Annotated in this window: 10 protein-coding genes; 7 read left to right on the top strand and 3 right to left on the bottom strand. The window is 61.4% G+C overall.

All coding sequences use genetic code 11. The features are described 5' to 3' along the window. Positions 1 to 12: 12 nt before the first annotated feature. The gene (locus ACQY7R_RS23200) at positions 13 to 3,141 is read right to left on the bottom strand and encodes a hypothetical protein (protein WP_428307930.1); all 3,129 of its coding nucleotides are present in this window, start codon (positions 3,139 to 3,141) and stop codon (positions 13 to 15) included. A 97-nt stretch (positions 3,142 to 3,238) separates the two neighbouring features. Continuing rightward, the gene (locus tag ACQY7R_RS23195) at positions 3,239 to 4,546 is read right to left on the bottom strand and encodes a dockerin type I domain-containing protein (RefSeq protein ID WP_428307929.1); all 1,308 of its coding nucleotides are present in this window, start codon (positions 4,544 to 4,546) and stop codon (positions 3,239 to 3,241) included. Between the two features lie 577 nt (positions 4,547 to 5,123). Here ACQY7R_RS23195 and ACQY7R_RS23190 point away from each other — a divergent pair. Genes ACQY7R_RS23190 through ACQY7R_RS23180 form a run of 3 tightly spaced genes read left to right on the top strand, consistent with a single transcriptional unit; the run spans position 5,124 to position 8,920 of the window. Next, positions 5,124 to 6,089, top strand: a complete 966-nt coding sequence (locus ACQY7R_RS23190) for a DeoR/GlpR family DNA-binding transcription regulator (protein WP_428307928.1) — start codon at positions 5,124 to 5,126, stop codon at positions 6,087 to 6,089. A 38-nt stretch (positions 6,090 to 6,127) separates the two neighbouring features. Then, positions 6,128 to 7,453 carry a neutral/alkaline non-lysosomal ceramidase N-terminal domain-containing protein gene (locus ACQY7R_RS23185; protein ID WP_428307927.1) on the top strand — a complete coding sequence of 442 codons (1,326 nt, stop codon included), beginning with the start codon at positions 6,128 to 6,130 and terminating at the stop codon, positions 7,451 to 7,453. 36 nt (positions 7,454 to 7,489) lie between these two features. Further along, positions 7,490 to 8,920 (top strand): FGGY-family carbohydrate kinase, encoded by a 1,431-nt coding sequence (locus ACQY7R_RS23180; RefSeq protein WP_428307926.1) that lies wholly within the window; start codon positions 7,490 to 7,492, stop codon positions 8,918 to 8,920. A gap of 12 nt (positions 8,921 to 8,932) precedes the next feature. Here ACQY7R_RS23180 and ACQY7R_RS23175 read toward each other — a convergent pair whose 3' ends face one another. Further along, positions 8,933 to 9,763, bottom strand: a complete 831-nt coding sequence (locus tag ACQY7R_RS23175) for a class I fructose-bisphosphate aldolase (protein WP_428307925.1) — start codon at positions 9,761 to 9,763, stop codon at positions 8,933 to 8,935. A 352-nt stretch (positions 9,764 to 10,115) separates the two neighbouring features. On the opposite strand from ACQY7R_RS23175, the gene ACQY7R_RS23170 reads away from it, so the two are divergent. The 4 genes from ACQY7R_RS23170 to ACQY7R_RS23155 all read left to right on the top strand — a co-directional run bounded on the left by ACQY7R_RS23170 (position 10,116) and on the right by ACQY7R_RS23155 (position 14,419). Next, positions 10,116 to 11,249 carry an aldose 1-epimerase family protein gene (locus ACQY7R_RS23170; RefSeq protein ID WP_428307924.1) on the top strand — a complete coding sequence of 378 codons (1,134 nt, stop codon included), beginning with the start codon at positions 10,116 to 10,118 and terminating at the stop codon, positions 11,247 to 11,249. 86 nt (positions 11,250 to 11,335) lie between these two features. Then, the gene (locus ACQY7R_RS23165; protein WP_428307923.1) at positions 11,336 to 12,358 is read left to right on the top strand and encodes a DUF1559 domain-containing protein; all 1,023 of its coding nucleotides are present in this window, start codon (positions 11,336 to 11,338) and stop codon (positions 12,356 to 12,358) included. Positions 12,359 to 12,467: 109 nt separating this feature from the next. Beyond that, on the top strand, positions 12,468 to 13,871 hold the full coding sequence (locus tag ACQY7R_RS23160; RefSeq protein ID WP_428307922.1) for an aspartate aminotransferase family protein: 1,404 nt from the start codon (positions 12,468 to 12,470) through the stop codon (positions 13,869 to 13,871). A gap of 44 nt (positions 13,872 to 13,915) precedes the next feature. Then, the gene (locus ACQY7R_RS23155; protein ID WP_428307921.1) at positions 13,916 to 14,419 is read left to right on the top strand and encodes a D-lyxose/D-mannose family sugar isomerase; all 504 of its coding nucleotides are present in this window, start codon (positions 13,916 to 13,918) and stop codon (positions 14,417 to 14,419) included. Positions 14,420 to 14,451: the final 32 nt, after the last annotated feature.

Genomic DNA, 14,451 nt, shown 5'->3' with positions numbered 1-14,451 from the left:
GAGGCGGAACTTTTAATCAGCGAATGCGTTCGGAACCGACGACAAGCGGTCCAGAGCCGAACCGTTGAGCCAGCGGTAGATGGCGTCGTCGGCTAACTGCTCGTCGCGTTCCGACCGTCCGGCGCCAATCACTTCGCCACGTCTCGGACGGGGCGCCGTCCATCCAGCCTCTTTGTTGGCAATCGAAAGAGACTTCTGCGAGTGCTCTTCTGCAAACAACGCCATCCAGCGGTCAATCGCCGGGCGGCTCGATTGAAGTTGAAAAGCCTGCAACTCCAAGCCATTCAACGCAGCCAGAGCCGACGCCGAGTCTTGCCCTTCAACGCTCGCAGCGGCGCTAGAAGATTCCGACGACTCCGAAGCCGCAACGCTGAAACGTTCACTCACGCTCGCCTCGGTCGCGGCGACTGCCAACGAGACTGCGGTTCTCGCAGCCTTTTGCCCGAATCGCGTCCGCCAGATGGCTAAATCGTCGGCATCGACGTCGCGATCGAGGTCGGCGTCTCCCTGAGTTGCAGTCGCGTTGCCCGACGCCCCGAAGCCACGTTGCCAAGCCAAGAAGTCGGCGCCGTCGACGATGCCGTCGTTGTTGAAGTCGGCCGACTGCTCAGCAGCCGAATCGACGGCGTCGATGTTGATCAGGAACCCGCTCTGCTTGGTGAGCGTTAGCGTGTGATTGCCGTTGGTTAGTCCCCTGGTGAGGATGAACGGCATCTTATTCGTGTAGCTGGAACTCTGCAGGCTGACAGTCCCTGAACCGCCGGCGCCGCCGTCGATGCTCCACGCAATCACGCCATAATCTCCGCGCAGCGTGGCGGCGATGCCGACCGCCGTGCCAGTGAACGGGATCGTCACCGAGGCGGCGTTCTCCGTCGTGAAATGCCACGAACCGCCGCTGGGCGCTCCCTCGCTCGTGGAGGCCCATTGCCCGCTGTATGTCAGCAGTTGGCGATCATCCTCGCGCCGCAACCGATTATTGTTCTGGACGACGACGCCGTCGATTTGGATGGCCGTGCTGGCCGCGCCGCCGATCTTCTTGATCGTCAACACATGGAGCGTCTGCGCCAGCCCCGTGGCGAGCAGCGTTTCAACTTGATCGGTCCGCGTGGCGGCGTTCATCTGGATCGTGCCCGACCCGCCCGCGCCGCCGTCGATCGACCACGAAGCCGTCGCCCCTTGTTGCCACAGCGAGTGGATCAGCGAGACGCCGCTGCCGGAGAACACGATGTTCACTTCGCTGTTGATGGTCGAGTTCTTGATTGCGGTGCCGCCGGAGAAAGCGGCGGACGATTCCGTCGTCCACTGCGTGTCGCGGGCGTACGAAAAACTGCCGCCGGTTTGTTCCACGCGCCCGTCGAGCTGCTTGAAGAGCGTCGGGAAGGCGGGCGCATCGAACTCCAAGTAATCCCCGGAAAGCTCCACCGATCCGGCGACGGAAGTCGGAATGTTCAGGCGGAGGAAATCGTAAATGATTCCCAACGGATGGTTCTGATTCGTGGTCGTCTGCCAAAACTGCGAAAGATATGCCTCCATGCGCTGCAGGGCGCCCGCCGAGCCGGCTGAATGGAAGTCAGCCTCTATTTCAGCAGCTTCCGCCCGGCTCAGCGGCGCGATCAACGCGGCGACTGCGGGGTACTGGTCGTTGAGGTAGCTTTGCGATTGGGCGACCAGATTGCCGATGTAAGCGGCGTCGTGCAAGAACTGGATTTGATCCCGCAGCATTTGCACCCACGCGGCGGCCGTGATCTGCATCGGAATCTGCGACACAGCGCGAGGATCGGTCACGGCGGTGATGTTCGCCAACGCGGAGTGCAAGTAGCCCAGCTGAGCAGCGCTGTAGCGCGTGGTAAACGGCGCCGCCGCGTTCACCGGCTGCAACGCGGCGGCCGTCCAATTGGCGATGCCGCTCACGGAATCCCAAAAATCGCTGAGGCTGCCAATCGCGTTGGCGAGGGCCGTCTGCTGCGCCGGCGGCTCGACCAAAAACGCGGCGAATTCTTTCAGCAGCGTCGCCTCGCTCAGATTCACGTCATCGAGCAGCCGCGAGTAAACATATAGCGACGGCAACTGTTCCGTCGGATGCGAGATGTGAGCGACGACGCTGTCGATGCCCTGCGCCTCGATCTTTCTCAGGTAGTTTCTCGTCCAGTCGAAGTGCAGCTTCGTATGGCCGACTGGAAATTCGTGATCAATCAGGAAGAAGGGCCACGCGTCGACGTCCCGCCCCGTGGCTTGCAGAGAATTGGTGAGCGCGTCGTCGTTGCCGTGCGTGCTCAGCGGCACGTCGCTCGGCAGGCGAGACTGCTGGACCAGAAATTCCGCGAGTTGCGAACTGTAGCCGGGCGACGTTCCCCACCAGTTGAGGCCCCACGTTTCCGCCACGACGCTGGCCGACGGATTTACTTGTCGAGCGGCGTACCGCATCGCAATCTGCAGCGAGACCAATTCCGAAACGTTGCTCGGATTCCCCAATGGCGACGGCGTCTCGAATGCGTAATCGATGCCTGCGCTCGACGGCGAACCGCCAGGATCTTCGCCCCCCATCACCCATTCGTCGACCCAGGCGCCATACTTGTTCGCCCAATATTGGTAGTCGCTCAGCAGCGTCTGCCAGTTGGGATCAGCGGGGCTGTTGCCCGGCGACAGAATCCGCCAGGGATTAGTGAGATCGCCGTGCCACGTCGTGCCGAAGACGATCGAAGTGGTCATCCCCCGCTGCTTCGCCGATTGCAGCACCTGCACCCACAGTGCTTCCTTCGCCAGTTCCGCCGGCGTTTGCGCCGGGCGTTCCGACCACGGCGCCCGCATCAGCTGGAGGTGATTGAAGTTCAAGAACTCCATCTGGTCGAGCCAGGTCTCCCACTGCGCGAAGGTCCAGTCCTTCGGCGCCCACACGCCTTGGTACGCGCTCAGCGTAAAAACGTAGACGCCGCGGGTCGTCGCCCAGGGCTGCGTTTGCGCCTGGGCGTCGTCCGTTGCGGTCGCCATGGTCGCGAAATCTGCAGCGACGTCGGCGACAGGTTCAACAGCCGGCGCCTCCGCTGCATCCATATTCAGCAACGGCGCGTCGGCAGCCAAGAGCTGTCGCGGCTCCAGCAGTTCAATATGGAGAGTGCGTCGCCGCAACTGCGAGAGGTTCATGTCGAATCAAGGCGTCAATCAATGGTGCAACCAAATGACGAGAACGGGCGGCCGTCCGGGTTGACGACCGCCCGCTCCGTCCCCAACCAAGCGAGATTTATGTTTGCCGACGATTCCGCAAGCAAGCGAGCAGCGAGAGACCGATCAAGCCGATCACGCCCGCCGCCGGTTCCGGCACGGCAGTCGCAACGGTCGTGGCGGCGGCGCCGAACTGCGTCTTCCAAATGTCGAGGTCAGCGGCATTGACGATGGAGTCGCCATTGGCGTCGCCCTGCTGCAGCGTCGAACCCGAGCCGAAGCCCCGCTGCCAGATCAAGAAGTCGCGACCGTCGACGACGCCGTCGACGTTGAAGTCGGCGTTGTTCTGGATAACGACTCCGGAATCGTACACCGCGAGCGCATCGAAGATGTTGTAGCCCAACCCCGTCGGAATGGCGCCGCCGGCGCTCGAGCCGCTGAGCGTAATGCTCAGGGTGTGCTCGCCCGACGAGAGACCGTTCACGACCAACTCCGGCCAACGCACCGCAAACCCGTGCACGTCGAGATCGAGTGTTTGGTCGACGGTTCCCGCCCCCCCCAGTCCGCCATCGACGGCCCAATCGTAGACGCCGGTGATGCCGCCCCAGTTGAAACCGTAGAGCGCGAACGCCGTGCCCGTGAACTTGATATCGAGCTTCTCGCCAGCGCCAGCCGACCCCGACCGAGTACCTTCGTAGAGCGGCCCGTCGCCGAGCCCGATATCCCACAACGATGGGTTGACGTAGTTCCAGTTTCCGGAAAAGTTGCTGTCGTCGTCGAACGCGAGAGGCGACTCATCGTAGACGTCGAAGGCATCGATGATCGCGCGCCACTTGCCCCCTTGGCCACCGTGGAGTCCGTCAGAATCGTTCACCTTCAGGCGAAGCATGTAGATCTTATCGGCAGTCAGCGTGCCTTGCGCGGCGAGCGTCACCTTCTGGCCAACCGGGCCGCCGGCAGCGTAGGTCTCGACAGTGCCTGAAGAAACAACTTGGAATTCGTTATTCGAACCTGAGGTGACGATCTCCCAGTCGTAGCTTTCACCGACGGCGTCGTTGATTTGGAGGACGTCGAGCCCGGTGCCGACGAACGGCAAGCGGAGTTCGGCGGAGCCGTAATGCGCGGGGCCCAGTCCGGCATTCGCCATCAACCGCGCGTTGTACTCCGACTGATCGAACATCAGCAGCGAGTAGCCGTCGGAAGCGACGGCGTTATAGGCGGCGTCGCCGGCGCTGTACCCAACGTCGAAAGTGCCGTTGAAGTAGCGAATCCCCACGTCGTTCTGCCCGGTGGGGTTCGTCTTGCTCACTTGATGCCGCGTCGTTTGTGCAACCGCCGGCGCGGCAACGATCGCGGCGCTCAACGCGACGGCGACCGCTTGTAGCATTGGCGAAAGAGTCAGTCTCCGCGCTCGTTGCGGCGCACGCCCCTGGCCCCGCTGAACGCTGGCCGCACAGGCGACTTCAGAGACTGGACATTCGGTACTCATCAGGGAGTCTCCTCTTGAGATTCGGGGATGTAACTTAGTTGTAACTGCAATCTGGCTGACGGGCGCGCGAACGGCCTGGCCGCCGAGCGTCCGCAACCCATAGAAAAATGGTTCAAAAACGCGAGCAGCCTGAAGCGACGCCGCGATTGGCGCGATTGGCGCGCAGCGAGAGACGGAGCAATCCCGAGCGAGAACCACCCGAGTATTGATGCGATGAAAGAGACGAATCTCCACTCGCAAGAAAAGCTTTACTTCGATCTCTTCGCGAGCAATTCTGAACTAACGGCGACAAGAAAAATGGCGTCCGCACACATTTACCTCCCGCCGCCCAAGACGATAGGTGACCGCTGCATGCCTGTCTTTTCCATCTCCCACGCGACGATCTTCTTTGGAATCGGCTTGTGTTCGATGTAAACAAACATTAACATAGTCAAACATTCGTGTCAACGATTCGCAATCGTTTCGACAAGAAAAGATGAAGACCGCACGATGGCGAACATCGCCGTTGGGGAAGATCGAAGAGCAGGACGCGAGCAGCGACGAGTGCGGCGCATTTAAAGCGCAACAACTCGTCGTCGGCAGTGGCAGACTTTCACCCGGAACGCGCATGGGGTACTTTCCACATGCGGAGTTTCCGCTTTTGCGGTTTGCCACCCACAGCCTTAATGCGTCACGTCCTATGGGAAATGCGGTTCGCGACAAAAAGCTCATTGAGATGATCGCCGCCAACGGCGAATGCTCAATTGATCAGTTGGCCACGGAATTGGGCGTCAGCGACATGACGATCAGACGCGATCTGCAGTCGCTCGCCGAAAGCGGCAAGATCATTCGCACCCACGGCGGGGCGGCCATGGCGGAAAGCGTGAGCTTTGGTTTTGAATTTCTGAAGAAGTACGGCCAGCACCAAGAGGCCAAAGAGGCGATCGCCAAGCTGGCGGCCGGCAAGGTCGAAGAGGGCCAATCGGTGCTCCTCGACTCGGGCACGACGACGCTCGCGATCGCCACGCAGTTGCGTGCGAAACCGAACATCACCGTCGTCACCACGTCGCTGCCAATCGCTTCGCGCTTGCAGTACGCGCCGAAGGTGGAGGTGTTGTTGCTCGGCGGTTACGTCCGACCAACGTCGCCCGACTTAGTCGGTGCGCTAACCGAATCCAACCTCGAATCACTGTGCGCCGACATCGCCTTCATTGGCGCCGCCGGCATCGACCACAAGGGCATCGTTTATCAACAATCGCCGGAAGTCGCCAAAATGCTGGCGACGATGGTGAAGTCGGCCAAGGTCGTCTATCTGGTGGCCGACAGCTCGAAGTTCGGCAAGACGGCGCTCTGTCGCTGCGGGAAACTACAAGATTGGGACGGAATCATCACCGACCGCGGCGTTGACAAGAAGCTGGTCGAATCGTTCGCAAAGAAAGGGGTTCAAGTTCTGCTCGCGTAGCTAGGCGCCTAGCAACCGCGCGAGAACTTGCTGGCACGATGAGCTCAAGTCATGCGTTGGTTGCGGGAGCCGCAGCGGTCGACATCACCCCGACCCGCAGCCTCTTCCTGTTCGGCTACCCGAACGTCGAGCGGAACAGCACGGGCGTCAACGACCCGCTTCTCTGTTCCTCACTCTACCTAAGCGACGGAAACGTCGCGCAGCTCTTCGTGGCGTGTGACGTCATTTTCGTCGAGCGCCGGCTGGCGCTGCGAGCGAAAGCGCGCATCGAAGCTACGACGGGAGTTCCCGCGGCCCATATGCTGATCTCGGCGACGCACACGCATTCGGCGCCGATGACGATGACGATGCTCAGCAACGCGGCGGATCCGCGCGTTCCCCCGATCGATCCTGAGTTCGTGCAAGCGCTCGAAGACGGCATCGTCGCCGCCGCTGTGCAAGCGTACGAAACGAAGCGGCCCGCAGAACTTGGCGTCGCCGTCGCCGACGCCTCGGCGGTGGGGAGCAACCGTCTCGACCCATCGGGACCGTCGGACCCGACCGCCCCAGTGATGTCGGTGCGCTGCGCTCAAACCCACGAGCCGATCGCGCTGCTGCTCGTCTGCTCGATGCATCCCACGGTATTGCGTGAAACGTCGACGCTCGTGAGCGGCGACTTTCCCGGGCTCGCACGGAAGTATTTGCAGGAGCAAACGTTCGGCAGCAAGGTTCCCGTCATCTACCACACCGGCCCATGCGGCAACCTGAGCCCCCGGCATGTCGTCCGCGAAAACACGGTCGCCGAAGCAACTCGTCTCGGCTATCTGCTCGGCGCCGCCGTCGAAGCAGCGATGCACAGCATTGAATACTCCTCGACGCTACGACTCAGTTGCCGGACGGACAGCTTGCGATTCCCGCTGCGAAAGTTTCCCACCGTCGGCGCCGCGAACGAGTTGCTGCATCAAGCCGAAGCTGATTTCCGGCAACTCCAAGCCGCCGCGGCCGATCCCCGCACGACTCGCACGGCGGAATGCAAACTGTTCGGCGCGGAAGAAACCGTGGCCCTGAGCCGAGCTTCCGAGCAAGGCCTCGTGGCGCAAGCCGCCGCGGAGGTGCTGCCAGCCGAACTGTCGATTTTTCAGATCGGCGATTGGCGCTACGTCGGTTGGCCAGGCGAGCAGTTCGTCGAGTTCTCGCTCGAAGTCAAAGCCCGCTATCCGCAGTGCTGCATCATCAGCATGGCCAACGGAGATCTGCAGGGATATCTCGTGACCGCCAACGCGGTGCGCGACAAAACCTACGAGTCGCTCAACGCGATTTTCGAAAGCCCCGCCTCGGGCAATCTGCTCGTCGGGCGCACGCTGGAACTACTTTCTCAAAACTAGAGCTAACGGCGACGAGCAGAGCGCTCGTCGATTGCAATGATTCTTGCCATCGATCTCGGGACGACGTACTTCAAGTTCACGCTGTTCAGCCGCCGCGGCGAACTCCTGCGCACCGTGCGGGTGACTCCGGCCGCGAGGTCTCCCCACGCTGGCTGGGTGGAGATTCCGGCAGAGAAGTTCGAGGCGGCGATCTGCAAGGGGATCGAGCAAGTTCTGGCGCCGAACGGAACTCGTCGCGCCAGCGTCGACGCGATTGTGTTTGCGACGCAAGGCAACAGCTTCGTGCTGCTCGATGCGGAGAATCGCCCGCTGACGCCGATCATCTTGTGGTCCGATCGGCGGGCGACCGATGTCGGCGCCGAACTCGCGCCCGTGGCGGGACTCGCCGACTTTTCCGCGACGACCGGCATTCCGGCGCTCAACGAAGAATTCATGGTCGCTAAGCTGCAATGGCTCGCGCGCGAACAGCCGCACGCCTGGAACCAGACCGCGCGGGTCTGCCTCATCAGCGACTATCTCACGCTGCTGATGACCGGGCGTCACGTCACCGAGGCGGGCGTCGCCGGTCTCACCGGGTTGGTCGACATCGAGCAGCGCGACTGGTGGCAGCCGGCGCTCAAACGCTTTGGCTTGAACGCTCAGTGGCTACCGCAGGTGGTGAACGCCGGGACCGATCTGGGGAACATCCTACCCAAGATGGCGCAGCGTTTGGGAATCGACCAAGCATGCCGCTTCATCGTGGGGACGCTCGATCAGTACGCCGGCGCGATCGGCGTCGGCAGCGTCGAACCTGGCATGCTTTCCGAAACCACTGGCACCGTGCTGGCCGCCGTGGCGTGTGCCGCGGAACTTGATGACAACCCGGCGCCGGGCGTCTACCAAGGCCCCGCTTATCGGAATGGCCTCTATTGGCGGATGTCGTTTGGCAGCGTCTCGGCGAACTACCTGCACTGGTACCGAGACCAACTCCCCGACCTGCCGGAATTCGATGACCTGGCCCCGTTGGCCATGAGCGTCGCCCCCGGCGCCGATGGCCTCGCCATTGATCGCAGCTCCGCGACGCCGGCCGACGCGCTAGCGCCCTACGTCGACGTGCAACCGCGCGGCAAAGTCGTGCGCGCCATCATGGAAACCGTAGCGGCCGCGCTCCGCGAGCACTTACAGCGTCTGCAAGGTTCGTCCGCAGCGCACTGGCGAGAGGTCCGCTCGGCCGGCGGCGGCTCGCGCAGCGCGATTTGGCTGCAAATCAAAGCCGATGTGCTCAACCTGGTCGTCTCGACCACGGCCTACGGAGAACCGACAAGCCTCGGCGCGGCCATTCTCGCCGAAGCGACGCTCAGCAACTTGCCGGTGGCAGAAGTGGCGCAGAAGTGGGTGCGTTTGCAGCACCCACTTCTGCCGATTGCCGACAACGTCGTTCAGTACGCAGCCATGGCGAACGACGCCAACGCCGCACTAACGCCTTAGGCGACTGACGCCCTAGGCAAGCAGTTGCTTCGCTTGCTCCAAATTGCACGAGCCGTGCACGATGGCCATCAAGGCCCGCGTCATCTTCGCCGGATTGGCGTGCTGAATAATGTTGCGCCCGTAGACGATTCCCGACGCTCCTTGCTCGATCAAGACGCTCGTGCGGCGGAGGACTTCGTCGTCCGGCACTTTTCCGCCGCCGCGCGGTAGCACTGGGCAGCCCGAGGCCGCCTGCACCACGAGGTGGTACTCCTCCAAGTTGTCGCACGGGTCGGCCTTGATGATGTCGGCGCCGAGTTCAGTCGCCTGCCGCACCAGCGGCACGATCTTCTTGATGTCGCCGTCGACCATGTAACCGCCAGCCGCGGAGTTCGATTGCATCACCAGCGGCTCGACCATCAACGGCATGCCGTACCGCTCGCACAGCGGCTTGAGGCGGCTGACGTTCTCGACGCATTGCTGGTGAACTTCCGGCTGATTCGGAATTCTGAACAAGTTGACGACCACGCACGCCGCGTCGAGACGAAGCGCCTGCTCGACGGTGTCGTCCATCACATGGCTGAACAGTGTGCGCGGCAGCTCCGAACCGTAGACGTTGGCCACGTCGGTGCGCAACACGAACGCAGGCTTGTCGTCGCAGCTGGCGAACTGCAAGTGCTTCGCCTGGCCAGCCGTCAGCTGGATCGCATCCGGCTTGGCGTCGAGCAGCGTTTGCACGGCGCGCGACATATCTTCGATCCCTTGCAAGAAGGGCCATTCATTGAAGAAGCCGTGATCGACGGCCACGTTGAGGCAGCGATTGTCAGCGGCAAACAGGCGACGGAGACGCGGGACGACGGACATTTCAACCCTTCGATAGGTGGTGATGGCATTGCGCGGGCCCACAGCGCTGCGCAGATGTTCGTAAGCCGACGGCATCCTTCGCGGAAAGCCGCAGCGGCGAGAGGAATGGGCGGGGTTTCGTTGCAGCGGCCCGCCGAAATCTGGCTGACCTTCGCAACTTCTCGCGACTTCCTGCAAACGCGAAAACTCCTCAGAGGATGAGGAGCAAAACGCTTGACCGATTGTTCGTTTATGATAACATCTGTTTATATCGAACACAAGAGTTCGGATTGGGGCGGCCCCCACGGCTCGCAACGTTCGGCATGACGAGAGTCGGTCGAGCAACGCAGCGACGAAAGAAATAGTCTCCGTTATGGCTGTCCATCGTTGGCTCTTGTGCGACGCGAAGCAGCGACACTACGCGGAGCCGCAGCGAATTTCATCCGCGGCGGTCTCCACGTCGTCAACGTGGAGCATCGAAACGCAAACGCTTCGCGGCGGACGGCAAGACGGCGTCGACGTCATTGAAGTCGACAACGGCGCCATGCGATTCGTCGTCGTGCCGACTCGCGGCATGAACGTTTGGAAATGTTGGCTGGGGTCGCGCGAGCTGAGCTGGCCCTCCCCGGTAGAAGGTCCAGTCCATCCGCAGTTCGTCCCTCTGGAAGAACCCAGCGGGGCAGGGTGGCTGGAAGGATTCGACGAGTTGCTGACTCGCTGCGGGCTCCATTCCAACGGCCCTCCCGAGTTTGCAGCAGATGGTCGGCTGACGAACCCGCTTCATGGCCGCATCGCCAATTCGCCGGCCCACTGGGTGGAAGCGTCGTACGACGAAGAATCGCAAGAGATTGCCATCGAGGGAATCGTTTGCGAGCAACGATTCGGAGCCTACTCGCTGCAGTTGACGTCGCGCATTAGCACGCGGCTCGGCGAGACGAGCTTGAGGGTGAACGATCGAGTGGCAAACCGCACGTCGCGGCCCGCCGATTGCCAACTGCTGTATCACATTAACTTTGGATCTCCGCTGCTGGATGAAGGTTCGCAGTTCATCGCCCCGGCGGCCCGGCTCACGCCTCGCGACGCGAATTCCGCCGCGGGGTTGAACGACTGGGACCGCTACAGCGCTCGAGATGAAACGGTTGCTGAAGAAGTCTACTTCCTGGAGTTAGCCGCTGACGCGCAAGGGAACACGCAAGCACTGCTCAAGAACGGCGCAGGCGATCTTGGGGTTTCCGTGCGGTTCAACGTTCGCCAGCTTCCGTACTTCACGCTGTGGAAAGATCGTTTAGGAGCAGAAAACTTCCGCGTCACCGGCTTAGAACCCGGCACGAATTACCCGAATCAGCGAACGCTTGAGTCCCGCGCGGGACGAGTCGTTTCGCTTGGTGCAGCAGAGGAGAAAGAGTTCGAAGTAATGATCCAGTTTCACGCCGAGGCAACGGCAGTGAAGCAAGCATGTGATGAAATCGCTTTTCTACAGTCGTCATTACCGCCGAGGGTCGTCTAAGGCCCTCGTTTATTACGGTGCATCGATTCTCAGGCGACGCCGATGCCCGCTACACAATCATCGCAGAGAGTCAGAGGTCAACAACAATGGAATTTACCGTCTTGCCACTTGGGGCGAGGGCAGGTGCGAAGACGCACCGTCGTCGTGCACTGCTTAGCGGCGGCTTTACGTTGGTCGAATTGCTGGTGGTGATCGCCATCATCGGCGTGCTCGTCGCGCTGCTGCTTCCGGCGGTGCAGGCTGCCCGAGAAGCGGCGCGCCGCTCGCAGTGCACGAACAATCTCAAGCAGCTGGGACTCGCCCTCCACAATTTGCACGACACGAACCGCGTCCTGCCTCCGTTGATGACCCAAGGCGAAACCTTCGGCTACTCCTCGCTCAAAACCGGCCCGTATGCGAAAGCAACCGGCTACACGTTCTTCAACTGGCTGCTGCCATACATTGAGCAGGGGGGCATCTTCAGAGCTGCCGAAGCCAACGTGAACACGTACGTCAACGGGCTCCGCATCAAAGCTCATGTGATCCCGACGTTCCTGTGCCCTTCCGAATCGAGTTCGCCGAACGGCATTCCAGACAGCTACAAAGGACGCGTCGTCGTCGACGGAGCGCCTGAGCCTTGGACGGTTGGCAATTACGCCGCCAACTACCAGGCGTTCGGCGATCCAGAAGTTCCACTTTCCATCGGATTAGCGCTGGGCAAAGCCAAACGCGTCGAAGCAACCAAAAAGTTCTCGCAGTTTCCTGACGGCCTTTCGCAAACGTTGGCGTTCGCCGAACGCTACGGCACCTGTGGGAACACGGGCGTCAGCGATCAAGCCAATGCGAATCTCTGGTCTGACTCAAATCCTGGCAGCCGACCGTTGTTCTGTACAAACACGACCGATCAGGTCGCCAGCCACGCCGATCCAGTCGCACCTGCCTGCTTGGTATTTCAGAGTCGTCCAGATTGGGTCTCCACTTGCTTGGTCGATCGTGCCCAAACGCCCCACTCGACGATGAATGCGGCCTTCGTTGACGGCAGCATTCACTCGCTCAGCGACGGCATCGACGAGCTCGTATGGGCCCGGCTGTGCAACGCGTCGGACGGCGAGCCGGTGGCGCTACCGTAACGATGTTTTGATTGCTCTGCAGGTGCGAAGTCGCTCCAACTCGCTAGCCGCTTTAGCACGCTGAATTATTTATCCTGTTGATAACGCCTTCGATTTAGGAACCCTTCGCATGTCATCTGCACTTTCTTCGCCGAATGTGCCGTCCACCTTCTCGAGCCTCGAATGGGCGCGAGTCGACTTAGCCAATTGCCCGCAAATTGACGGCGAAACGCCGGGGCCCGAGTCTAAGCGGTATCACGAGCGCTGCACCAAGTACTTCAAAGGACTCTCGGGGCAGGTGAAGCTGTTCCCCGTGACGTTCGAGTCGGGCGAAGGCTGCGTGCTGCGAGACGTCGACGGCAACGAGTATCTCGACTTCTCGTCGGGCATCTACGTGACGACCCTCGGGCACTGCCACCCGAAGGTCAGCGAAGCGATTGGCCGTTACGCCTCGACGCTGATGAACGCCCATGACTTCACGACGCCCATCAAAACGGCGCTATGCGAGAAGTTGGCGGAAGTGCTGCCTGGCGATTTGAACGGGTTCCAGTTCTACGACTCCGGCACCACCGCGGTGGAAGCAGCCATTCGCGTCGCGCGAGCGGCGACGAAGCGCAACGAAACGATCTCTTGCTTCAACGACTTCCACGGCAAAACGTACGGCGCCGTTTCGCACGGCCAAATTAGCAACCGCGTCTACGGCGCGACGCGTGCCCCCGGCGCCCACATGGTGCCGCGCCCCGACGTCTATCGCCCGATTTGGACGAAGAGCGACGGCACCATCGACACCGACAAGTACATTTGGTTCTACGAGCAGTACATCGACAAAGGAACCGTCCACGACGTCGCGGCGTTCATCCTTGAACCGATCCAAGGCTGGGGCGGCTCGGTCATGCCTCCCGACGACTTCTTCCCGAAGCTCCGCAAGTTCTGCGACGATCGCAACATCTTGCTGATCATGGACGAGGTGCTCACTAGCTGGGGACGCACCGGCAAGTGGCTCTGCTCCGAGTACTGGAACGTCGTCCCCGACATCGTCACCATCGGCAAGGGCTTCGGCAACGGCTTCCCCGTCACGTGCGTGGCGGTTCGCGAACCGTACAAGGAAAGCTTCGAATCGATCAGCGCCTCCTCAAGCTACGGCGGCAACCCGATGGCCTGTGCGGCCGCCTTGGCGTCGACCGAGGTGATCGAAGACGAGAACCTGCTGCAGCATGCCCAGTACCTGGGCGACGTGGCGCTGCGGCGGCTGAAGCAAATGATGGCCGACCACCCGATCATCGGCGACGTTCGCGCCAAAGGCTGCTTGATGGGCATCGAGCTCGTCAAAGACCGCGAAGCCAAAACGCCGTTCAACGAAGCGGGCGTCCGCGTTTATCAGAAAGCCTTCCGCAAAGGCCTGGCGTGGATCCCGGCCGGGCATATCCTGCGGATGAGCCCGCCGATCGTCATGGGCGAAGACGCCCTGCTCAAGGGCCTCGACATCATCGACGAATCGATCGGCGAAACCGAACGCGAACTCGGCTTTGCCTAACACTTTCGAGCCATCACCGATTCAACTGATAAGGAGAGGCCACGATGCCAGAGATTCCTGATTCATTGCAAATTCCGCCGCAAGAACGGCGTGCCGCGCTGGACGAATGCTACCAGCACATTTCGGAATGGAAGGTGGCCATGCCGCCCGCCGTGCCGCTGGTGCTCGATTTCGGCCTGGGCGACTTCGACCGGTTCGGCTTGTACGAGTTCTGGATTGCGAACGAGATGGAAGCCGGCTACTGCGGCAAGTACATGTTCGTGAAGGACGGGCAAATGTGCCCGCGTCATTGTCATCGCATCAAGCACGAAACGTTCTTCGTGATGAAGGGCGCCTTGCGCGTCACGATGGACAACGAAGAATTCGTGTTGAAAGAAGGCGAGACGCTGGCCATCGCGCCGAACCAAGTTCACTCGTTCGAAGGGATCGGCCCCACGCTGATGCTCGAACTTTCGATGCCGTGCGACCCGAGCGACAACGTGTTCGAGCAGCCGGAAGCGATGGCCTGGTTGCATCGCAACATCGGCGTGCCGGCGGCCTCGGCGTAAGGGCTGCTCAATTGACATGCGATGCGGATTGA

The organism is Lacipirellula sp. (assembly GCF_965279485.1).
Lineage (GTDB): Bacteria > Planctomycetota > Planctomycetia > Pirellulales > Lacipirellulaceae > Lacipirellula.
Note: the sequence above shows the minus strand (reverse complement) of the source record. Positions and strands in the feature narration are given on the sequence as shown.